The following is a 21,758-nucleotide window of genomic DNA, read 5'->3' as shown; positions in this document are numbered from 1 at the left end:
ACCGCACCTCAGCCTTTATTCCCGAAAGCTTCCTTGGCGACTTCCGCGATGCCTGCCAGGCTGCCCAGGACGCTGGTCGCCTCGATGGGCAGAATCAGGGTCTTCTGGTTGGGTGCGGTGGCCACGTCCTTCAGGGCGTCCACGTAACGCTGGGCGATGAAGTAGTTGATAGCCTGCACGTTTCCGGCAGCAATGGCCTCGGAGACCATCCGGGTGGCCTCGGCCTCAGCCTGGGCCTGACGCTCGCGGGCCTCGGACTGAAGGAAGGCGGCCTGACGCTGGCCCTCGGCGTTGAGGATCTCGGCCTGCTTCTCGCCCTCGGCTTTCAGGATGGCGGCCTGCCGGAAGCCCTCGGCGTCGAGGATGTTGGCGCGCTTCTCGCGTTCGGCCTTCATCTGACGGGCCATGCTGGCCACCAGATCGGCGGGTGGCTTGATGTCCTTGACCTCAATGCGGGTGACCTTGACTCCCCACGGCTCCGTGGCCTCGTCCACCACGGCCAGCAGCCGGGCATTGATCTGGTCGCGGTTGGACAGCAGTTCGTCGAGATCCATGCTGCCCATCACGGTGCGGATGTTGGTCATGGTGAGGTTCAGGACGGCCTGTTGCAGGTTGCCCACCTCATAGCTGGCCTTGGCCGCATCCAGCACCTGATAGAACACCACGCCGTCTACCGTGACCAGGGCGTTGTCCTTGGTGATCACTTCCTGGCTGGGCACGTCCAGCACCTGTTCCATCATGTTGACCCGCCGCCCGATGCGGTCGATGTAGGGGATGATCAGGTTCAGCCCCGGCTTGAGGCTGCGCTGGAACTTCCCGAAGCGCTCCTGGGTCCATTCAAACCCCTGCGGTACGCTCTTGACCCCAGCCAGCAGCGTCACCATGACCAGCAACACGGCCACGATCACAAATATCGTCACTCCCATACCTTGATCCTCCTGCAAAGTGGTACGCCGGACCTAGTCCAAAGGTTCCCGAAGCCGCAACGTCGGCCAGTCCAATGTCAGGGCACCCAGCAGTCCCAGGTTCTTCCACAGCGCCCGTGGGTCCAGGCCAGCCCCATGAGCCACCAGCAGGCTGATCACGGTGCCGTGCGCGACGATAGCCACCGAATCCTCGGTCTGGCGGCGCATCACGGCCTCCACCGCATTGGCAAAACGGCGCCGGGCATCGTCGGCACTTTCCTCCCCGAAGACCACCTGGGCAGGGTGGTCAAAGAACCGCTCCACGGCAGCCTGAAAGTCTGCAGGGTCCGGATACACGGGCGCGGTGTAGCGTAGATGCTCATGCAGTCCCAGCATGCGGCGGCTGGGAACGCCCAGGGCAGCAGCCAGGCCCTGACCTGTGGAGACCGCCTTGGCCTCCTCGCTGGACACCACCACGTCTGGAACAGGACGCAGCCGTGAAATCAGCCCAGGCAGGCCAGTAAGCGCGCCTTCGGCCAGCTGCCATTCATGCGCCGGAACGCCGGCAAGGATGTAAGGCTGGCCATGCTTGACAAGGTGCAGGGTACGGGGCATATGAACAGGGAAGCACACCTCCGGGTGGCTACCAAGCGCCGGATGGCCCAGGCTTTACGCATGGCACAGGCTCTACACTCGGCTGATGCGGCCATTGGTGGACCTCCGTGCAGTATCTGTCCGGGCAGGTGGTCACACCCTGCTGTCGGACGTGACGCTTCAGGTGCAGCCTGGAGAGGCTGTGCGCCTGTGGGGCCCGAATGGTGGTGGGAAGACCACTCTGCTGCGGCTCCTGGCCGGACAGGTCGCGCCGGCAGCGGGGTCACGGACCTATGGCCTGCGCGGCGAGTTTCAGTACTCGGCGGTGCAGGCGCGCCAGACCCTGGGGGTGGTCGGGCCGGACGCCGAGGCTTTCTACCTGACGCGGGACTGGGCCCAGACCGTTCAGGACGTGCTGCTCTCGGGATTCGAGGGTGACCTGCTTAACCTGTGGGACCCCCGTCCCGCGGCTCTGCGCCGGCTCGATGAGATCAGTGCCCTGACGGGACTGACGTCACTCCTGGACCGTGATTTCCGCACCCTGAGCCACGGGCAGCGCCGCCGGGTAGTGCTGGCCCGGGCCCTGATGCCCTTTCCAGAACTGCTGCTGCTTGACGAATTCACCGACGGCCTGAGCAGCCGGGCGCGCACTGAGTTGGGGGAGGTCCTCACGCAGGTGCACATGTCCGGAGTGGCGGTCGTCCTGGCCACCCACCGCCCAGAAGAGGTACCTGCCCTCTCCTGGCGCAGCGTGCATGTGCGGGGGGGGCAGATGGTGGAACCGCCGGACCCGGGCGAAGCCAGGGCCGCAGACATCACGCTGCTCTCCCCTCCCGGAGAGGCACCTCTGATCACGCTGGACGGCGTTCAGGTCTACCGCAACCGGCACCTCGCCCTGGGACCGGTGTCCTGGACCTGGAAGGAAGGCCAGCACTGGCTGGTGACCGGCGAAAATGGCAGCGGCAAGAGCACCCTGGCCCGTCTGATCGCCGGAGAATTCCATGCGGCCGTTGGTGGCCAGGTCGCCCGGCCCTACCTGAAACGCGACCTGCTAACCGAGCGCCGGCGCAGCGTGGGACTGGTAAGTGCCGAGGTGGGCATCCGGCAACGGCGTGACTGGACCGGCATAGATGTGATCGGCAGCGCTTTTTCCGGCACCGAGGGCTTCAGTGAAGTCCTGAGCCCGTCCGACCGGGCCAGGGTGGAGACAGTGGCGAAACAGCTGGAAGTGACGGAACTGCTGAGCCGCCATACCGACTCCCTTTCGCAGGGTCAGCTCCGGCGCCTGCTGCTGGCCCGCGCCGTGGTCCACAGCCCCAGACTGCTGATTCTGGACGAGGGCCTGGATTTCCTGGACGCTGCCAGCCGCTCCACCTTTCTGGCCCTGCTGCCTGACCTCGCCACAAGCGGCACCCACGTTCTGGTCGTGGCCCACCGTGAGGCGGACGCTCCTGCCGGACTGACCCACCACCTGCACCTCGACCATGGACAGGTGGTATTCAGCCGGCCTCTTCAGGTCCGCTGATCGGCTTCCAGCCGGTCGGCCAGCGTGTGCAGGTAAGCTCCCAGGTCCTCGTGTCTGGGCACCTGCACGTGAGCGTGCCGGGCCAGCAGGGGCAGGGTTCCGACCTGTACCGCGTAGCCAGCCACCTCCAGCATGGCCTCGTCGTTGTCGCTGTCACCGAAAGCCACGGCGTGACTGTGCGGCACCCCCAGCGCGTCGGCAATCAGCGTTAGGGCCGCGCCCTTGTGGGCCCCTTCAGGGGTGATGGTCAGAAACTGCGGATAAGGAGGCTGCGCGCCGGTCAGCACCAGATGCGGGTGGCTCGCGCGCAGCCGGCCGGCCAGCCCTGCCACCTGGGGGTGATAGAAGCCGACCTTCAAAATTCCCTCCCGCGGCGCCTCATGGACCGGCTGGTAGGACCGGGCCAGCATCCAGGGCTCGGGCTCTATGCCTTCCGGAACGTCCACATACAGCCCGTCGGCGGTGAACAGCACCATCCGCGCGTCCTGAAGTTCATGGGCCAGCACCGCTTCCAGGTCTTCCGGGCTGAACCGGACTTCGGTGTGCAGGGAGCCGCCCAGTTCAATCCGTCCCCCATTGTTGGTGGCCACGGCGTCGGGCTGCACCGCCGAGCGGACTGCCCCCGGCGGGGTGTCACGCCCGGTAATAATGGCCAGCCTGACATCCAGGGCGCGCAGGCGGGCCAGGGCACTGACCGTGTCGGCCGGCACCTCACGCCCGGCGTCGGGAATCAGGGTGCCGTCGAGATCAAAGGCCAGCAGCAGGGGGCCTCCGGCAGGAAAGGAAACAGGCGCTCGGGCAGTCATGCGCGGCAGGCTACCAGTCCGTCCGGAGGGTTGCGAGCAGGGCCGGACCGTCACCCGGGGTGGGGACCTGATGTGACGCGCCCTTCAAGGCAGGGAAATCGCCCATCCTGACGAAGGTCCCAGTTCCGCGCAACATGTCCGCTCCACTGAGGCTGCCAACGAACGCGATGACTAGACCGAAGAGGAATCTCAAGGGCAAGGGCGAACTGGGCCGCCGCATACTCTTCGCCAGCAACTTTACCCACCTGCACAGAACGACAAGAAAAACCGCCTGCCACTGGGGCAGACGGTCCGGCCTACTGAAAAGCTTATTCGCCCTAGGCTTCAGGAGCCGCTTCAGCGGCAGGCGCGTCAGCCACAGCCTGCGCGGCAGCCTTGTCCTGCTGGGCGCGGGCAGCGTCCTTCATCACGCGGCTGCGGTCGTTCTTGATGCGGGCTGCCTTGCCACGCAGGTCGCGCAGGTAGTACAGCTTGGCACGGCGCACCTTACCGCGCTCCAGCACAGTGACCTTGGCGATCAGGGGGCTGCTGAAGGGGAACACGCGCTCGACGCCTTCACCGAAGGAGATCTTGCGCACGGTGAAGCTCTTGCGGCTGCCGGTGCCGTTGATGGCGATCACGACGCCTTCAAAGGCCTGGTTGCGGGTGCGGTTACCTTCCACGACCTTGGTTTCCACGCGCACGGTGTCACCGGGGCGGAAGTCAGGTGCGTCGGTCTTGATGTGGGGCTGCTCAACGGCGCGGAGAATGGCGCCACGGTTGACTTTAACGGTGCTCTGCATAGGATCTCCTTTGGTCAGCGGACCGCTCCACGGGGCTCCGGTGTCCCCGGAGGGGGCGTTCTTAACACCTGCGCGGTCCCTAAGAAACCGGGAACCTGCAACCTTGAAAGTATACGTGCACCGGCGAGGCAAGGCAACCACTGTAGTCCGACATGTCACGTTCGGCTCTGTCCTCATTGGCAGGCCGGCAGAGCCAGACCGGAGCATCTTGCTCAGCCGCCGGCCAGCATGGCGCCCCTGACCGGCGGCTATGCCCAATCTGTCCAGACGCGATGAACCGGGAAACCGGGTTTACAGGTCAATCCAGTACCGACGAATTGGCTTCTCGTAAGTGTCCAGCTGAAATCCACCTTCCAGTTCGCCACCATTGGCTTCAATCACGCCGCGTGATCCGTGGTTGTCCACGTCACAGGTCACCAGGACGCGGTCCAGACCCAGTTCGCGCGCGCGGTTCAGCGTCAGCCCCAGAATCAGTGTGCCGTGGCCCTGGCGCCACGCCGAGGGCCAGATCTTGTAGCCGATGTGCCCACCAAGTTCCCGGAGCCGCTCGTTGAGCGTGTGACGCAGGCTGACCCGTCCCAGGTACGTCTGGCCTTCCACCAGCCAGCGCGCCTCGGAGTGCACAAAGCCTTCCGGTAACGGCCTGCCCGGCTCGTAACGGCGCAACCCGGTCAGAAACTGTTCGAAATTACCCTCTAGGCCACTCAAGTCCAGTTGCAGGGTGTCTCCCAGACCACTGGCCCTGGAGTGCGCTTCCCGCACGGCTTCGATAAAGCTTGATCTGTACTTCCAGTCAGGAACCACGAGTTCTGGCATGGCGCAGGTTAGCGACGCGCGGCCGAACCAGCATCTGCCACCTAATCTGTCCACACAAACCGGACATGGTCCACCAGCGCAGGCACGCAGATTCACCACCGCACATGGTCAATCAGGCCTCAAATCGCTCCAGCAGCACGGTGAAATGTGCGCCCGGGGGCGTACAATCGCCCACGTGACGCGAGCGGATTTCGACATTCTGGATCTGGGGGTCATGCCCTACCGCGCAGCCTGGGACCTGCAGAAGCAGCACCATGCCCGCGTCGCGGATGGCGGGCAGCCGACCCTGCTGCTCGTAGAGCATCCGCCAGTGCTTACTCTGGGGCGCAAGGCCCGGGAGGGTGAGAACATCGTGGTGACCCGCGAGTACTTAGCTGCCCAGGGCATTGACGTATTCGAGGTCGAGCGCGGCGGAGACGTCACATATCACGGTCCCGGGCAACTGGTCGCCTACGCGATCTTCCCGGTCGGGCGACGCGTCCGTGACTTTCTGAGGCTGCTTGAACAGAGCGTGGTGGAGGCCCTCGGTACCCTGGGGCTCCCGGACGCCCGGCCCAACCCGGGCTACGCGGGCGTATACCTGCAGGACCGTGAGATCAACGGCCTGGAGCGTCACCAGAAGATCTGCAGTATCGGAGTGGCGGTTAAACAGCACGTGGCCCTGCACGGCATCGGTCTCAACGTCAACACCAATCTGGACCATTTCAACCTGATCGTGCCCTGCGGCCTGACCGATACCCAGATGACCAGCGTGCAGCGCGAGTACGACCTGCGCGGCCTCAGTGGCGCTGCCGACATGAGGGCTGCAAAACAGGCACTCGCGGACGCCTTTGTACGCACCTTCCAGACGTATGATTGGAGCCTGCCGGCACCCGCCGGGGCGGGGAGTTAAGTTATGACCCAGCAAGAACCCAAATTCATCAAGAACGGCATCTACCGCAAAGACAGCGTACCGGTGCGCGAAAAGAAGCCTGAATGGCTCAAGGTCACCATTCCCACCGGCCAGGTGTACGGCGAAGTCCGCAAGATCGTCAAGGAGCACCGCCTGCACACCGTGTGCGAGGAAGCGATGTGTCCGAACATCGGTGAGTGCTGGTCCCGGGGCACAGCGACCTTCATGCTGATGGGGCATATCTGCACCCGCGCCTGCCGCTTCTGCGCGGTAGATACCGGCAATCCCATGGGCAGGCTGGACCTGGACGAGCCCCAGGGTGTGGCCCAGAGCGTTCAGCTGATGGGCCTGAAGTACGTCGTGCTGACCAGCGTGGACCGCGACGATCTGCCGGACGGCGGCGCCTACCACTTCGCCAAGACGGTGCAGGCCATCAAGCGCCTGAATTCTGGGACACGGGTCGAGGCGCTGACGCCCGACTTTGGGGGCAATACCCACTGCGTGGATCTGGTCCTGGACAGCGGCGTCGACACCTACGCCCAGAACCTGGAGACGGTGCGCCGCCTGACCCACCCTGTACGCGACATCCGAGCCGACTACGATCAGACGCTGGCTGTGCTGGCGCATGCCAAGCAGGCACGTCCGGACGTGATCACCAAAACCAGCATCATGCTGGGGCTGGGCGAGACCCGCGAGGAAATCAGTGAGGCCATGCGCGATTGCCGCGCCGCAGGCGTGGACGTTTTGACCTTCGGGCAGTACCTGCGGCCGACCATGCATCACCTGCCGGTGGAACGCTACGTCTCCCCTGCCGAGTTCGACGAAATCCGCGAGGAAGGCATGCTTCTGGGTTTCATGGAAGTTGTTGCCGGCCCCCTGGTGCGCAGCAGCTACAAGGCCGAGCAGATCGTGATGGACAAGCCGGGCAATCTGCCCGAGCATCTGGCTCACCTGGATGCCGGCAGCGAACTCAGCCTGATCTGAATACAGCGAGCAGTCGCGGCCAGGATAACAATCCTGGCCGCTTTGCTTTGGGTCCCGAAAATTTTGATTCCGCACTCGCATTATCACCTCGTGGCGGGTATGCTCCCTGGGTGCTTGGCGTGCAGAACCTCACCGTCCGCTACGGAACGCACGTCGCGCTACAGGACGCGACGGTACGCTTCGAGGCAGGGTCCTTCAGTGCCATCATCGGGCCTAACGGAGCTGGTAAAAGTACCCTTCTCAAAACCCTGGTGGGCCTGCTGCCTGACACAGATGGCCGGGTGACCTTTGACGAGGGCCATTCCGCCCGTCAGTGCATTTCCTATGTGCCGCAGCAGCAGACGCTGGACTGGGGTTTTCCGGTCACGGTGTGGGACGTCGCCATGATGGGCCGCACCGGACGGCTGGGCTGGCTGCGCTGGCCTTCGAAACGGGACCGCCAGCTGGTCGAGGACGCCCTGAAGGAAACGGGCGTCTATGAACTGCGCCACCGGCATATCGGGGCGTTGTCCGGAGGTCAGCGTCAGCGCGTGCTGCTGGCCCGTATGCTGGCGCGCCAGGGGCACCTGCTGCTGCTGGACGAGCCGCTGACCGGAGTGGACAGTGCCACCCAGGAACAGCTGATGGCCCTGTTGAAAGCGCAGGCGGCCAAGGGCCGTGCAGTGGTCATGGTGACCCACGACCTGGAGCAGGCCCGGCGCTGGTGCGATCACCTGCTCCTGATCAACCGCCGCATCATTGCCGACGGCTCGCCGGAGCAGGTCTACACTCCGGCCAACATCGAGGCCACCTTCAGCACCAGTCACCTGGGCCATACCCACGCGGAAGCCTGAACGTGGACTGGCTGACCGACCCCCTGCAATTCGATTTCTTCCGGCGTGCGCTCGCGGCCGTGGGGCTGGTCAGTGTGCTGTGTGCTCTGGTGGGTGCCTGGGTGGTGCTGCGCGGGCTGAGCTACATCGGGGACGCCATGAGTCATGCGGTGTTTCCAGGAATCGTCGCCGCCTTCCTGATAAAAGGCAATCTGCTGGTAGGCGCGCTGCTGGCCGCCGTTCTCACGGCACTGGGAATCGGCGTGGTCAGTCAGCGCAGCGGGCTGAAACAGGACAGTGCCATTGGCATCGTGTTCGTGGGGATGTTCGCTCTGGGGGTGGTGACGCTCTCCCGCGCACCAAGCTTTACCACCGACCTGAGCAATTTCCTGATCGGCAACCCGCTGGGCGTAACCCCAGCCGACCTCTGGGGCGCCCTGCTGGTCACAGCGCTGGTCGGCGGCCTGCTGACCGCCATTCAAAAGGAACTGCTGCTGGCCAGTTTTGATCCAACTGAAGCACGCGCCATTGGCTTGCCGGTCCGGCCACTGGAAAGCCTGCTGCTGATCCTGATCGGTCTGGTCGTCGTCCTGACTGTGCAACTGGTCGGCACCACCCTGAGCGTGAGCCTGCTGATCACGTCAAGCGCCGCCGCGCGATTGCTGGCCCGCAGCCTGAAAAAGATGATCCTGCTGGCAGCTCTGCTGGGCGTTGTGGGCGGCATTACCGGGCTCTACCTCAGCTATTTCCTGGACACCGCGCCGGGCGCGACGATTGTGCTGGTCAACACGGCACTGTTCCTGCTGGCCCTGACCTTCCGCCGCCGCGAGTAGGAGAGTTCCAGAGGCTCAGGGCACGTCTCAGAAAGCACAGAGCCCCCGGTGGGGACTGCTCCACGCATCTGGGCGCGCCTGACTGGCATGAGAGCCCCTGATGTGCAGGATGGCTGAACAACTGACATGAGTACCGCCTCCTAGCAATGCGATGTTGTTCCACCAGATGGTGTCTCATCCTGATGGAACTGGCTCAGGGATGGCCAGTTTTCAGATTGGTCCTCTGCCCCCAACTTTTCTTATGCCGTCAGGCGGCACCAGATCTAGGAACTTCTGCCGCGTCTGTGAATTCTGTGCAAAAAAAGGAGCGACGGAATTGTCCGTCACCCCACTGGTCCTCACTGACGCTCAGTCGTATTCGACGGCCAGAATCTCGAAGCGAGATGTTCCTTTCGGCAACTGCACACTCACACTTTCACCCGCGTGCTTCCCGGCCAGCGCCTTGCCGATGGGGCTGGCGTCACTGATCTTTCCTTTCAGGATGTCGACCTCATAGGTACCCACCAGTTCAAACTGATGCTCCTTGCCTTTGTCATCCTTCACCCTGATCCTGGCACCAAGGCCCGCGCCCCCGCCGGCATCTTCGGCAATGATCTGTGCGTGCTCGAGCTGGTACTCGATTTCTGCGATGCGCGCCTCGTTCTCACTCTGCTGCATACGCGCTTCGTCATAAGCTGCACTTTCCCGCAGGTCCCCGTCGGCGATGGCCTGGCCCATGTACTCGCTGATCTGTTCGCGGCGGGTGGTCTTAAGATGGTCCAGCGTCTCTTTCAGCTTGTCGTAACCGCGTTGGGTCATGGTGGGGCGGGGCTTGGTCATAGACAGTCAAGTATAGTCTTCGCCTCAAGCAATTGCTCTTCATGTGAGGCAGATTCCGGCACAATTACGGGTATTCCTGTCATCAGGATAGATCGAACCCCGATTCGGCAGGCACTCAGGGGACTCGTCGCGGGCTCCCGGGTTGCGGGGGCCCCGCTCCGGGTGCTGCCGCCGCTTAGAGTCCATGTATGTAGACGCTTTGAAAGCCCGGCAACAGCGTGATAAGACCACGGCTGCCACAGCGTCTTGGAGTCACAAGATCAACACCAGTGGTTTGTCAGGTGGCAGGTCGGTGCTGCACCATTCTCCGGCACAACGAAGCGCTCCCGGATTGACAGGATGCCTGACTCAGGGCGAAGTGACGCCCGACAAACCGTTCAGCATGTGCCATCCGGGCACACCTGCCGGCCCTCCACTCAGCGGCTGTCGTTCCCGATACCCAGGTTTTCAATAATGGCTTCCTGACTCTGTTTCTGGCTGTCCTTGACCTCCACAGCCACCTGTCCGCCCCCATCCAGATCCATCACAAAGGCGTCCCCTTCCAGGCGTACCCGAGACAGAATCTGCTCTTCGCCCGCTTCGCGCATGCTGGCCCGCAGTTCGACAAACCGGCGCAGGGGCGTGCGGATGACTTTCGGCGCCAGGATCTCCTCCACCTGAAAAATCCCACCTGAGTTGTTCATGGTCACGTTGATCAGCACTGGCTTGCTCTGCCCACGCTCGATCACGACCTCATCGACAGCCAGAGCGCTGATGCTGTGAATATCGACGCTGCCCAGCGAGAAGGCCTTACGTCCACGACCCTTGGTGATGTCCGTGCCGTCAGCCACCGCCGTGATGCCGCCCTCGATGGTCAGAGGCACCGGGTTCAGGTCGTGGCAGTTGATACAGCTCAGAATGAACGAGCGCACTTTGGTGCGCTTGAAAGGATCCGGATAGAGCGGCGCCATGATCCGGTCGATGATCGGAAGGGCCAGCCGGACCCCATGCTCCTCGTGGGCCACCCGGTGAACCTGATTCCCGATGTCGTGCAGCATGGTGCCCAGGATGACGACCAGATGAACGTCATCGGCGTCGCCAATCCCTGAATCCATCAGATCAGGTTTAACGCCTCCCTCAAGCAGCAATTCCGTAATGGCCAGACTGGCCGCGCCGGTGATGAAGGCATGAACGCGGCCGTGGTCGTTGTAGCCCAGCTTGCGCATGGTGATGTAGTTGGCCATGTCCCAGTGGGCCAGCGCCTCAGGATCATTGTGCAGGGCGGCGAAAGCCGCCATCGCGCGCGGATATGCCCTGAGATCGGTGCGAATGGCCTGACTCGCTTCCTCAATCAGCTTGGCGCGTGGTGTGGCGTACTCCACCACGCGCTGTGCGCCCTCGGGCTCCGGAGCTGCCGCATCAGCCTGGAGTCCGACGTCGCTGACATTTCCGTCCTCGACGCTGAGGCGGAACTTCTGCCCACCTTCGAGCGGTATGCGCTCTTCGTCACTCACCCTTGAACTCCGGGCGGCGCTTGCCCAGGAAGGCGGCGGTCCCCTCCTTGAAATCCTGCGTGGACATGGCCATACCAAACAGATCTGCCTCGACTTCCAGCCCGCCTTCCAGCGAGGCGTCCATGCCCCGGCGCACAGCTTCCTTGACCAGAGACAGGGCGATGGGTCCGTGGCGCAGCATGGTCTCGGCAATTTCGCGGGCTTTGCTCAGGGCATTGTCCGCCACGTAATTCACCAGACCCAGTTGCAATGCCTCCTCAGCGCCCACCTGACGCGCAGTCAGCATCAGGTCCAGTGCCCGGCCGACCCCGATCAGGCGAGAGAGCCGCTGCGTGCCGCCGTAACCTGGCAACAGCCCCAGCGTCACTTCAGGCAGGCCCAGGCGTGCTCCAGCCGACGCGACGCGGATGTCACAGGCCAATGCAAGTTCGAGCCCGCCACCAAGTGCGTACCCATTGATCGCGGCAATGACCGGAATGGGTAGGCTGCTCAGCTGATGCATCACGTCCTGACCCGCCAGTGAGGCTTCACGGCCGGCGTAGACACCGTCCAGAGCGGCGAGTTCCGTTATGTCAGCCCCAGCAACGAATGCCTTGTCTCCGGCACCAGTGACGATCAGCGCACCGATTTCGGCATTGTCCATAATCAGGTCGATGGCTTCGCTGATTTCACCGAATGTCTGTGCACTCAGGGCGTTGAGCGCTTTGGGCCGGTTGACCGACAGGACCGCCAGCGGACCGTGCTGGTCAATCTGGATGGTTTCGAATTCATGTTCATCGAGATATGTCATGGCCTCATCCTGACACGTCTTTTTCGCGTCCCATATCTGGAAGCATACGCAAACAGCGCTTAGGCCTGTCATTGACGGCTGTCCGGTGTAGGAGGGCTTCGCAGTGCGCGTAGCGCAAGGCGAGTCACATCCTCTGCCTGAGATGAGACCAGAACACACAGTCAGGAGGTCGCTAGTCCATCAATCACCACGCTGCCAAATGCCTCATCTCAGATGGACTGATGATGAGAGTGTGCCAGGAAACCCGGGAAGCCCGAACCTGATGCTCAACTGCGGCAAGTCCGAAGATCATATTCATGAGTTCTCACTCATGAGGAAGAAACATAAACCCTTCCTGGTGTTTCACATAATTACGCTGAAAGATACTTTCCTGACAGCACCAAATCCCCACATCCAAAAGCGGTCTTTCTCATAAGATATCCATTTAGAGGTTCTTTCAAGCAGGATTGCGAATCCTCATCCAAAAATAAATATGTCTTGGCATCACAATTCACAAGACCCTCACTGAGCCTGCCTACGTTGGCTGTAGGAAAACGGGAAGGCAGTTACAAACCACCCGTGCCGCTTCAAAGGAGAAACCATGCGCAAGTCCATGATGTTCGCATCCACCGTCGCTCTGATTATCGGCGCCGCTGGCGCACAGACCACCACGACCACCACCACGACCACGGCCGCCACTGCGACCCAGGTGACCCTCAATGACGTGCCCGCCGGGCACTGGGCGAAAGACGCTGTTGACCGTATTGTGCAGTGTGGCCTGATCCAGGGCTTCCCGGATGGCACTTTCCGCGGCAACGAAAACCTGACCCGTTATCAGGCTGCCCTGATCTTCTACCGTCTGCTGCAGACCGGCACGCTCAGCAACTGTGGGCTGAGCCAGACCGACATGACCGTCGTTGCCCGCGGCATGGCAGAAGTCAGCACTGAACTGGCTGCCATTGCCAACCGCGTAACCGACCTCGAGCGTCTGAACGCTGAGCAGCAGGCCCGTATTACGGCCCTGGAAGAACGCATCAACGCCATGGGCACCGGTGGAGCTGATGTCGCCGCCCTGAACGCCCGCATCGACGCGCTGGAAGCTGCTATCCGCAACATTCCTGCTGGCCCCGCTGGTCCTGCTGGTCCTGCTGGCCCCGCTGGTCCTGCTGGCCCCGCCGGTCCTGCTGGCCCCGCCGGCACCAGCGCCACCGTGGTAACGCCCCCTCCCGCACCTGCCCAGACGACCACTGTGGTCATCGGTGAGCCCGTAGTCAACGAGCCTGTTCGCAGCAATCTGTACGCTGGTATCAGCGTGGGCGCTGCAGGTACCAGCACTGACATTCCCTGCTACCAGGGGAATGCCTCTTCTGGCCGGACCACCAGCTACTGCGTAGCGGCCGGCGCCATGATCGGCAGCAAGAACATCCTGGGTCCCGTAGGCGCGCGCGTTGCGGCCGAATACGCTCCTGGCAAGAACGGGTTCAATGCCGATGTCACCGCCACTTACCACCTGGAAACCGGCAGTGCCATCACTCCTTACGTGGGCGCTGGTCTGGGTCTCAGCAGCAGCACTGGCCGTACCCGAAACGCCAACGGCACCGTTACCGGCTTTGCTGGTAACGCCACCGATACCTACGTGAACGTGCTGGCTGGTGTGGACTTCAACATCACTGACAGCATCGCTGCTTATGTGGAAGGCAATGGCCGCTACTACATGACCAACAACGGCACCGGCACCGGTCTGGCGAACACCGCCCGTAACGGCTTCAATGTCGCTGGCAAGGTCGGCCTGAAGTTCTTCTTCTAAACCCTGTCGTACTGGAGGGCCCCTTGATGGGGCCTTTCTTCGTTTTTTGCTGCGGGCGAAGGCGTAGACTGACTTGATGCGGCTCCTATCCTTTATTCAGGTACTGCTGCTGCTGGGCCTGACGGCCTACGTCCTGTTGGTGTCGTTGGAAAATCCAGCCCTGGTCCGCTTGCCCCTCCCGGGAGGCCGTGCCGAGCTGTCCCTCAGCCTGGGAATTGCAGTCGGGGGCTTTCTGCTGCTGGGCGGGGTGTATACCGCATTTCTGGTCCTGCCCATCTGGTGGCGCGAACGCCAGCGCCGCCAGCACGAAAGGCGACTGCGCCAGGAGCTTGAACGGCGCCTGGCCGACACCCTGCAGGCCCGGCTGGGGGCTGTGGGTGCTCCACCTGCACTGCTTCGCCAGAATCAGGAGGGAAGTCCGTGAGTCGCGGTGATCTTACAAAGACACAGTGGCTGCTTGCCCGACCGGCCAGTCGTGAGGCACTGCTGGAGACCATGCGCACCTGGGGCGTTTCTCCCCCGCTGGCGCAGGTGCTCTACGGGCGTGGTCTGACGCCTGCACTGCTGGACCCCCCACTTGTCCTGACGCCCAACCCAGCCCTGCGCGAGGCTGCCGGGCGCCTGGTTCAGGCGATCAAGGCATGCAAACGCATCCGGATCCACGGCGACTATGACGCGGATGGAGTCACCGCGACAGCGGTTCTGGTTCTGGGACTGAGGGCGCTGGGGGCAGACGTTCATGGCTTTATTCCGCACCGTCTGAACGAAGGGTATGGACTGCACCCCGACAAGATCGAAGAACACGCTGCCTCCTGCGATGTGCTGGTCACCGTGGACTGCGGTGTGACGAACCTGGAGGAGGTGCGGGAGCTCGTGGCAAGGGGCGTGGACGTGATGGTCACGGACCACCATGCACCCGGCCCGGACTTTCCCACTGCTCTGGTGGTCCACCCGCACCTCACGGATAATTACCAGCCGGATCTGCACAATCTGACGGGCGCCGGCGTGGCCTATCACCTGTTGTGGGCCATTCATCAGGTGCTTGAGCTTCCCGCTCCACAGGAACTGAGCGCCCTGGCGACCCTGGGAACGGTGGCAGACGTTGCCCCTCTGATTGGCGAGAACAGGGCGCTGGTCCGCGCTGGACTGCAGGCGATGGCCAGCACGGACCAGCCGGGCTTACGCGCGTTGCTGGATGCTGGACGTGTCGCGCGCCCGACTGCCCGTGATGTGGCGTTTATCCTGGCGCCCCGAATCAACGCGGCGGGACGAATGGGAGAGGCCGATGTGGCACTGGACCTGCTGACGACCGGCAGCACCCATGACGCGCGGCGCCTGGCGGAATACCTGGAAATCCGGAATCTGGAACGCCGCAAGCTGCAGGATGTGATGTTCGACCAGGCCCTGGCCATCGCGGACCCGTCGCATCCGGCCCTGGTCGTCACGCACCCGGAGTGGCACGCCGGGGTGATGGGCATCGTGGCCAGCAAACTGCTCGAGACGTATCACAAACCAGTGTTCATCATTGCCCAGGGCAAGGGCTCCGTGCGCAGCACGCCTGGAATCAGCGCGGTGGAGGGCCTGCGCTACAGTGCGGATCTGCTCAAACGGTTTGGGGGACACCCTGGCGCGGCGGGGTTCTCAATCCATGAAGAGCACGTCGACGCCTTTCAGAACCGGATTCATACCTTCGCCCGGCAGTTTCCGGTGCCCCGCCCACAGGTCCGGCTGGACGCCCCCCTGCCGACGCTGGGCGCGACGCTGGACCTGCTGACCGAAGCAGCGGCCTTCGAGCCGTTCGGCCAGGGTCACACTCCCCCTCTGTGGCATGTCCGAGACGTCCTGGCCGAAACCCGGCTGGTGGGCAAACGGGGCGACAGCCTGCAGTTCAAGGTGGGGCCATTGCGGGGGATCAAGTACGGAGAACGGGACGCCACTTCCGGCGAGCGTGACCTGGCCACGCACCTGACGGCCAGCGAGTGGCGAGGTCAGACACGGCTGGAATATCACGGGCAGGCTCTGCGCTCGCCTCAGGCCCTGCAACTGGAAGGAGCGGACATTCCAGGACCGCATCTGGCACGCCTGAACCCTAAGGCGGCAATGGAGCATCTGCGTGCTGGGGCCAGTGCTTTTGCAGACGGCGCGGTTGCGGCCTATCTGCGCGACAACGTGCCTGGGCTGACCCTGGTTCAGCCGGGCGAGGCCCACCCTGGTGGCGAGCTGATTCTGTATGCCCTGCCGTCTGAGGCGGACCTGCGGCGCTGGTTGGACGCAGGCAGGGTGGCCTTTGCCTTCGGACCCAAGACCCTGGCCGAACTGGAGGGCAGCCTGACCCGCCACCATCTGTCTCCCCCTCAGGTGACCCCTCTGACGGGCACGGACTCTGCTCAGATGCAGTGGGCTGCCGACGCCTACCGCAACTGGCAATGGGCCCACCACCACCGCACGCTCGATGATGCCGGCTGGACTGCCAGTGTGTATGCCATGCTGGGCCTGCCGGTCCCCGAAGCAGCGTTATTGGGTGTTGAAAACTCAGTACAGCCGGAAACTGTGTCTGCCTGAGCACACTCTTACGACACCACCGGACCCAGAACCAATCTTCAGGAATGGCGACACCAGCAGAAAACTACACTGTCACCAGAGACGAATCACAGCTCATGGGCGTGAATGACGGTTACGAACGCTCTTCGGTTGCACAGCCAGTGCCGGTGCATATTTGCCCGTGAGAGTTCTCAGACCTGCCAGCAGGCTCTTCTGCAGGCAGCGTCTTTCCTGGTCGTATCCCGACACCGTTCTGCTGCAGGTTTTCAGACAGAGCCCAGCTTGCCAGCCTGCCTTTCAGCGGTCATCAAGGTCATCGTCATCGCTGGCATCGAAAACTTCTTCAAGCTCCGCGTCTTCCCCGTCATCCTGCCAGCCACCGACCACGTCGGTGCGGCGCAGGTCATCCCGGCCCGCGTTGAAGTTCAGCCGGTCACTGTCCTCGCCGCTCAGAACCGCCTGTGCCAGCCCCAGGACCGCCGGGTCTGCGGGGTCAGTGTTGTAGCGCTCTGCCAGGTAGGCGGCGACCCACGCCCCGAAGTACCACAAGGCCAGTTGAGCGGCATAGCTGCTGGCGGCTCCTTCCAGGTAAGCCACATGAATCACTTCATCGACGCGGGTTTCCAGGATTTCACGTGTCAGGAGCAGGGCGGGGTCGGGATCACCCAGGAGCACCGCGACCTTGGCGTCGCCCTTCTCATGCTGCGCTTCGAAGGCACTGCTGACCACCGGCAGAGGGTCACCCAGAACCGGAATCGCCAGGGTTTTGCCCACGCGGGCCAGCAGGGCCTGCCAGGCATGCGGCAGCGCATCGGCATCCGGCGCCGCGAGCAGCAGCGGCATACGCCCCCACAGACTCCAGGCAAGGTCACGGGCGGGGTTGCCCTCTTCAATATGGGGCGCGCAGCGGGCGGCAAGATCGGTCATCAGGCTGTCGGCCGCCTGCGCCTGATCCCCGTGGCCGGTGGCGTGCGCGACATACTGGGCGAAATGGTAGGTGGAGAGCGGGCCGCCAGGCACCAGCACGTCAATTTCGCCTGGCGCCCCCCCGGTGCTGACGCGGCGTGTGCTCGCGCCGGCCACCTCGGCCAAGTCGCCGTAATCGGTGGCCGCGGCCTGGGCGTCAGGGCTACTCAGCACCAGCTGGGTACCACTGCGCGCCAGGACCTGCGGCGCAAAACCCTGGGTCAGGTGGGCGGCCAGTGTGCCCTCGCCTACCCCGACTACAGCGTGGGGGGCCTCTTCCGGGCGGGTGGGGCCGGCGTAGCTGCCGGGCAGAGCCAGCAGCAGGGACAGCAGGGGCGACGAAGTGCTCATGCGCCCAGGGTAACGCCCCGGCTGCAAACCCGGGCCCGGACAACAGGGGAATTGCGGCCCAGTGGTCATTTTTGCTTCACGCTGCTTTAACCTGACATGCTAGACTTCTGCGCGTGCGCTTCCGGACAACCCCCCCATGCGCGGGACAACAAAACGCCACCCCGTGGGGTGGCGTGTGGTGTGGTGCACTCGACTGGACTCGAACCAGTGGCCTTTGGCTCCGGAGGCCAACGCTCTATCCACCTGAGCTACGAGTGCAAAGCTCCGGTAACCTAGCACTTCGCCCCAAGGAGATCAAGTGAAGAAAAAGAAGGTCGTGAACGGTCTGTTGATCGTTCTGGCATTACTGCTCGTGGTAGGCATGGCCTACCAGTTCACCCCGTCGCTGGGATCGCTGTTCAGTTCACAGAACAAGGGCACCCCTGCCCTGGTCGTGAACGGCCGGACCGTCACTGCCGAGGAGCTCGACGCCGTGCGCCGCAGCAACCCGGTTCTGTCCAGCACCGACACCGGTATCCTGGGCGACGACTTCAAAACCTTTACCGTGACCCAGAAGGTCCGGCAGGTCCTGGTGGCCCAGGCGGCCAGCGATATCAAGGTCAGCCGCGACGATGTCAGCGCCGAAGTCAAGAAGATCCGCGAGGCCAACAACCTCACCGACAACAAAGCCTGGACCGACGCGCTTCAGGGCGTGGGCCTGACCGACGCCACCTACCGCGCGCAGTTGCGTGAGCAGCTGGCGGTCAACCGCAAGATCGAGGAACTGCGCAAGGCGGTGCCGGCCGCCACCGAGGCTGAAGCCAAGCTGCATTACGACCTCAACCCCGAGAAATTCCAGAGTGAGGCCCGCATCGTGGGCCGGCAGATTGTGGTGGCCAAGGAAGCCAAGGCCAAGGAACTGCTCGCCCAGATCCGTGGCGGCGCCGACTTTGCTGCCGTGGCCAAGGCCAACAGCACCGAGTTCGCTGACCGTGGCGGCTCGCTGGGCCCTATCGAGAACGGCAAGCCGCGCCCCGTGGCGCAGGTGGCCCTGCCCGCCGAGGTGGGAGCCGCGGCCTTTGCCCTGACCAAGGGTGGCGTAACGGACGTGGTGGCCAGCGGCGACAAGTTCTACATCGTCAAGGTCGAGCAGTATCTCGCGCCGGCCACCAAGCCCTTTGCTGAGGCCAAGGCGGACGCCGTCACGGCCGTCAACGAGCAGAAGAAGAACGCGGCCCTGGAGGAGTGGGTGGAGGGCCTGGAGAAAGGCGTCAAGATCGAGGTCAAGGACCCCAACTGGCGCACCGTCAACCCCACCGTGGCGACTGTCGGCGGTCAGAACGTCCGCCACTCTGACGTGATCGGACAGGTTGTGGGCAATGAACAGTTCGGGCAGCTGCTGCAGCAGGTCCCCGGGGATCAGGCGGCGCAGCTGGTCAACGGCATGCTCAAGCCCCAGGTGACCCAGCAGCTGATTTCCAGCTACGCGGCACCTCAGATTGCCCGCTCCCTGAAGCTGCCCGTCACCGGCACGCGCCAGGAGAAGGCAGCGGCCATCGCAGCCTACGGCTCGCGGAACGTCAAGGTCACAGACGCCGACGTGCAGGCCTTCTATGCCCAGAACCGGGCCCAGTTCGAGAGCCCGGCCACTGCCACGGTGGACGAGGCCAGCTTCAAGGACCGCAGCAAGGCACTGGTTTTTCGCAACAGCTGGAATGGTCAGGGCAGCTTTGCCTCGGCGGCCAGCAAGCAGGGAGGCACCGTCAGCGAGCGCGGCAGCGTGACCGCTGGTGACGGCAAGCTGGGTCAGGAGCTCAATGCCGCCGTGTTCAGCGCCCGCAACCTGAAGAGCGCCGGGGAAGGCAGCCTGAGTGACGTGATCAAGGTCGGCGAGCGCTACAGCGTGGCGTACGTGACGGACCTGAAGCCGGCCGCCACCCAGCCGCTGAGCGCCGTGCGTGACCAGATCGAATCCCAGGTGCTGGCCACCAAGCGCAATGCTGCTGGTCAGGAATTCCTGGCCAAGCAGGTGGCGAACCTGAACCCGACTGACAAGCTCAAGGAGGTCCTGGCGGCCCAGGAGAAGCGTGTGGCTGCCGCCGCCCCCAAGGCAGCTCCCAAGACCGACAGCAGCGCTCCCGGAACCGGGACGCCCGGAACAACCCCGGCAACAGGGTCGGACAGCGAGGCGCCTCCAGCCGAGAAGTAAGCACCTGCATTCCCCAGGCGGTCTCCCTTACCGGAGACCGCTTTTGTGTGGGTCCGGGCCGCTAGAATCCTGGGGTTATGCCACGCGTGTTTTCAGGAATCCAGCCGACCGGCGAGCCCCACATCGGCAACTACTTCGGGGCCATGCAGAACTATGTCAAGCTGGGCAACCTGTACGGCAAGAACAGCATCTACTGCGTGGTGGACCTGCACGCCCTGACCAGCCCTACGTCCTTTGACCGTGAACTGCTCTCCCAGCGGACCTTCGAGATGGCGCTGGCCAATTTTGCCGTGGGCCTCGACCCGCAGCAAGTGACGTTTTTCGTGCAGTCACACGTGCCGGAGCACCAGGAACTCAGCTGGATCTTTACCAACATCACGCCAGTGGGTGACCTCGAGCGCATGACCCAGTACAAGGACAAGACCGAGAAGCTTGAGAGCATCCCGGCCGGACTGCTGATGTACCCGGTGCTGATGGCCGCCGACATCCTGCTGTACAAGGCCGACACTGTGCCGGTGGGCGAGGACCAGACCCAGCACATCGAACTGACCCGCGAGATCGCCAGGAAGTTTAACCATGCGTTCGGCGAGACCTTCCCCGAGCCCAAGGCGGAATACAACCGCCAGGCCCTGCGCATTCCGGGTGTGGACGGCAACGGCAAGATGGGCAAAAGCAAGGGCGAGAGCAGCACCATCGGCCTGCTGGAGCCGCTGGACAGCATCTGGCAGAAGCTGCGGGTCGCGCCGACGGACCCGGCACGTGTGCGACGCACCGATCCTGGTGACCCCGACAAGTGCCTGATTGGCGACTACCACAAGCTGTTTTCCGACCTGCCCACCATTGACCTGGTGTATCAGGGCTGCCGCACGGCCGGGATCGGCTGCGTTGACTGCAAGAAGCTGCTGCTGCAGAGCATGACCGGGCACCTGACGCCCATTCAGGAGCGGGCCCAGGAACTGCGCGGCGATCCGGATTACGTGCGTGACGCGCTGGCCCAGGGAGCGCGTGAGGCGCGGGCCATCGCCGCACCCATTATGGAAGAGGTGCGCACGAAGGTCGGCTTCCTGAAACTCTGATGCACCTGCTCCTGACGGCGCCTCCGCCGGTCCCCGTCACTTCAGGCTCCGGATTTACCGTGCGCCTGGACGCCTTCGAGGGCAGCCTGAGTGAGCTTGCCAGTGCGCTGCGCATGGGCCGCCTCATCCCTTCCGAGGTGCCGTTGCTGCGGCTGACGCGTGAGGTGCTGGCCTGGGTTCAGGAGGTCACCGGGCAGAATCCGGCCTCGTTCGCCGAAACCCATCCGGACCTGCTGCCGACCCTGGCGAACGTGATAGCGCTGAAAGCCCGCCTGCTGCTGCCACAGCCAGAGCCGGACCCGGACAACGACCCTTTCGAAGACGCGCCCGACGACCCCTTGGACGACCTGCTGCAGGGAGTGGAGGCACTGGCGCAGCTCGACGCCCTGGTGGGCTTCCTGGCGGTAAGGCGGCGGGAGCGCGAGGGCATCATGCCCGCCCGGCCCGCCCCACTGAACCTGCCTCGCCGTGAGCGCAAACGCAACCCACAGGGCAGCCTGGCCAGACTGGTCAAAGCGGCCCAGAATGCGGTCCGGCAGGTTGAGGTGCCACTGCTGGCCCGTGACCGCCTGACCCTGGCGGACGCACTGGGGGCCCTGAAGGCCTTCGGTGAGCGGCTGCGCACTTTCACCTTCCGGGGGATTCCGGCGCAGGACTGGGGCGAGCAGACCACCTACTTTGCGGCCCTGCTGGAAGGGGTCAAGGAAGGCACCTTCAGCGTGCAGCAGGATGAATGCTACGGGGACATTCAGGTGGTGGCCCGGCTGGCGGAGGAGTAACTGCAAAGAGGGCAGCACGA

20 protein-coding genes and 1 tRNA gene are annotated in these 21,758 nt (G+C 63.7%); 11 read left to right on the top strand and 10 right to left on the bottom strand.

Annotated elements, in window-relative coordinates; all coding sequences use genetic code 11:
- Positions 1-8: 8 nt before the first annotated feature.
- Positions 9-926 carry an SPFH domain-containing protein gene (locus tag IEY49_RS01120; protein ID WP_189003721.1) on the bottom strand — a complete coding sequence of 306 codons (918 nt, stop codon included), beginning with the start codon at positions 924-926 and terminating at the stop codon, positions 9-11.
- 33 nt (positions 927-959) lie between these two features.
- Positions 960-1,520 carry a histidine phosphatase family protein gene (locus tag IEY49_RS01115; protein ID WP_189003720.1) on the bottom strand — a complete coding sequence of 187 codons (561 nt, stop codon included), beginning with the start codon at positions 1,518-1,520 and terminating at the stop codon, positions 960-962.
- A gap of 85 nt (positions 1,521-1,605) precedes the next feature.
- Here IEY49_RS01115 and IEY49_RS01110 point away from each other — a divergent pair, with 85 nt between their 5' ends.
- Complete coding sequence (locus tag IEY49_RS01110; protein ID WP_189003718.1) at positions 1,606-3,024, top strand: ATP-binding cassette domain-containing protein; 1,419 nt, start codon at positions 1,606-1,608, stop codon at positions 3,022-3,024.
- Here the strand turns inward: IEY49_RS01110 and IEY49_RS01105 are convergent.
- The 3 genes from IEY49_RS01105 to IEY49_RS01095 form a co-directional block, all read right to left on the bottom strand.
- A complete protein-coding gene (locus tag IEY49_RS01105; RefSeq protein ID WP_189003716.1) occupies positions 3,012-3,830 on the bottom strand; it encodes an HAD-IIB family hydrolase in 819 nt (272 codons plus the stop codon). The genes IEY49_RS01110 and IEY49_RS01105 overlap by 13 nt on opposite strands.
- A gap of 317 nt (positions 3,831-4,147) precedes the next feature.
- Entirely contained in the window at positions 4,148-4,612 is a 465-nt protein-coding gene (gene rplS / locus IEY49_RS01100) for a 50S ribosomal protein L19 (RefSeq protein WP_189003714.1), read from the bottom strand.
- Positions 4,613-4,903: 291 nt separating this feature from the next.
- Positions 4,904-5,428 (bottom strand): GNAT family N-acetyltransferase, encoded by a 525-nt coding sequence (locus IEY49_RS01095; RefSeq protein WP_189003712.1) that lies wholly within the window; start codon positions 5,426-5,428, stop codon positions 4,904-4,906.
- A gap of 175 nt (positions 5,429-5,603) precedes the next feature.
- Between IEY49_RS01095 and lipB the strand changes: the two genes are divergently transcribed.
- From lipB to mntB, 4 genes are all read left to right on the top strand, one after another.
- Positions 5,604-6,320, top strand: coding sequence for a lipoyl(octanoyl) transferase LipB (lipB, locus tag IEY49_RS01090; protein WP_229780567.1), 717 nt, complete (start codon positions 5,604-5,606; stop codon positions 6,318-6,320).
- 3 nt (positions 6,321-6,323) lie between these two features.
- Positions 6,324-7,304, top strand: coding sequence for a lipoyl synthase (gene lipA / locus IEY49_RS01085; protein WP_189003708.1), 981 nt, complete (start codon positions 6,324-6,326; stop codon positions 7,302-7,304).
- 110 nt (positions 7,305-7,414) lie between these two features.
- Positions 7,415-8,137, top strand: coding sequence for a manganese ABC transporter ATP-binding protein MntA (mntA, locus tag IEY49_RS01080; RefSeq protein WP_189003706.1), 723 nt, complete (start codon positions 7,415-7,417; stop codon positions 8,135-8,137).
- A gap of 2 nt (positions 8,138-8,139) precedes the next feature.
- Positions 8,140-8,949: a manganese ABC transporter permease MntB gene (mntB, locus tag IEY49_RS01075; RefSeq protein WP_189003704.1), complete on the top strand. Its 810-nt coding sequence runs from the start codon at positions 8,140-8,142 to the stop codon at positions 8,947-8,949.
- Between the two features lie 348 nt (positions 8,950-9,297).
- Here the strand turns inward: mntB and IEY49_RS01070 are convergent, their stop codons facing one another.
- From IEY49_RS01070 to IEY49_RS01060, 3 genes are all read right to left on the bottom strand, one after another.
- On the bottom strand, positions 9,298-9,768 hold the full coding sequence (locus IEY49_RS01070; RefSeq protein WP_189003702.1) for a transcription elongation factor GreA: 471 nt from the start codon (positions 9,766-9,768) through the stop codon (positions 9,298-9,300).
- A 416-nt stretch (positions 9,769-10,184) separates the two neighbouring features.
- Positions 10,185-11,261, bottom strand: a complete 1,077-nt coding sequence (locus tag IEY49_RS01065) for a phosphohydrolase (protein WP_189003700.1) — start codon at positions 11,259-11,261, stop codon at positions 10,185-10,187.
- Positions 11,254-12,051 carry an enoyl-CoA hydratase/isomerase family protein gene (locus IEY49_RS01060; protein WP_189003698.1) on the bottom strand — a complete coding sequence of 266 codons (798 nt, stop codon included), beginning with the start codon at positions 12,049-12,051 and terminating at the stop codon, positions 11,254-11,256. The genes IEY49_RS01065 and IEY49_RS01060 overlap by 8 nt, the downstream gene beginning before the upstream one ends.
- A gap of 580 nt (positions 12,052-12,631) precedes the next feature.
- Between IEY49_RS01060 and IEY49_RS01055 the strand changes: the two genes are divergently transcribed.
- From IEY49_RS01055 to recJ, 3 genes are all read left to right on the top strand, one after another.
- Positions 12,632-13,837 (top strand): S-layer homology domain-containing protein, encoded by a 1,206-nt coding sequence (locus tag IEY49_RS01055; RefSeq protein WP_189003696.1) that lies wholly within the window; start codon positions 12,632-12,634, stop codon positions 13,835-13,837.
- A 76-nt stretch (positions 13,838-13,913) separates the two neighbouring features.
- Positions 13,914-14,261 (top strand): lipopolysaccharide assembly protein LapA domain-containing protein, encoded by a 348-nt coding sequence (locus tag IEY49_RS01050; RefSeq protein WP_189003694.1) that lies wholly within the window; start codon positions 13,914-13,916, stop codon positions 14,259-14,261.
- Between the two features lie 71 nt (positions 14,262-14,332).
- Entirely contained in the window at positions 14,333-16,399 is a 2,067-nt protein-coding gene (gene recJ, locus IEY49_RS01045) for a single-stranded-DNA-specific exonuclease RecJ (RefSeq protein ID WP_229780587.1), read from the top strand.
- Between the two features lie 276 nt (positions 16,400-16,675).
- On the opposite strand, the gene IEY49_RS01040 is transcribed toward recJ, so the two are convergent.
- The gene (locus IEY49_RS01040; RefSeq protein WP_189003690.1) at positions 16,676-17,695 is read right to left on the bottom strand and encodes an SIS domain-containing protein; all 1,020 of its coding nucleotides are present in this window, start codon (positions 17,693-17,695) and stop codon (positions 16,676-16,678) included.
- A 181-nt stretch (positions 17,696-17,876) separates the two neighbouring features.
- A tRNA-Arg gene (locus tag IEY49_RS01035) sits at positions 17,877-17,953 on the bottom strand.
- Positions 17,954-17,993: 40 nt separating this feature from the next.
- Here IEY49_RS01035 and IEY49_RS01030 point away from each other — a divergent pair.
- The 3 genes from IEY49_RS01030 (at position 17,994) to IEY49_RS01020 (ending at position 21,738) form a co-directional block, all read left to right on the top strand.
- Entirely contained in the window at positions 17,994-19,883 is a 1,890-nt protein-coding gene (locus tag IEY49_RS01030) for a peptidylprolyl isomerase (RefSeq protein WP_189003688.1), read from the top strand.
- Between the two features lie 77 nt (positions 19,884-19,960).
- On the top strand, positions 19,961-20,959 hold the full coding sequence (gene trpS, locus IEY49_RS01025) for a tryptophan--tRNA ligase (protein WP_189003686.1): 999 nt from the start codon (positions 19,961-19,963) through the stop codon (positions 20,957-20,959).
- Positions 20,959-21,738, top strand: a complete 780-nt coding sequence (locus tag IEY49_RS01020; RefSeq protein ID WP_189003684.1) for a segregation and condensation protein A — start codon at positions 20,959-20,961, stop codon at positions 21,736-21,738. The genes trpS and IEY49_RS01020 overlap by 1 nt, the downstream gene beginning before the upstream one ends.
- The last annotated feature ends 20 nt before the right edge of the window (positions 21,739-21,758 follow it).

Source organism: Deinococcus malanensis (genome assembly GCF_014647655.1).
Classification (GTDB): domain Bacteria; phylum Deinococcota; class Deinococci; order Deinococcales; family Deinococcaceae; genus Deinococcus; species Deinococcus malanensis.
This window is presented reverse-complemented; position numbering and strand designations above follow the sequence as displayed.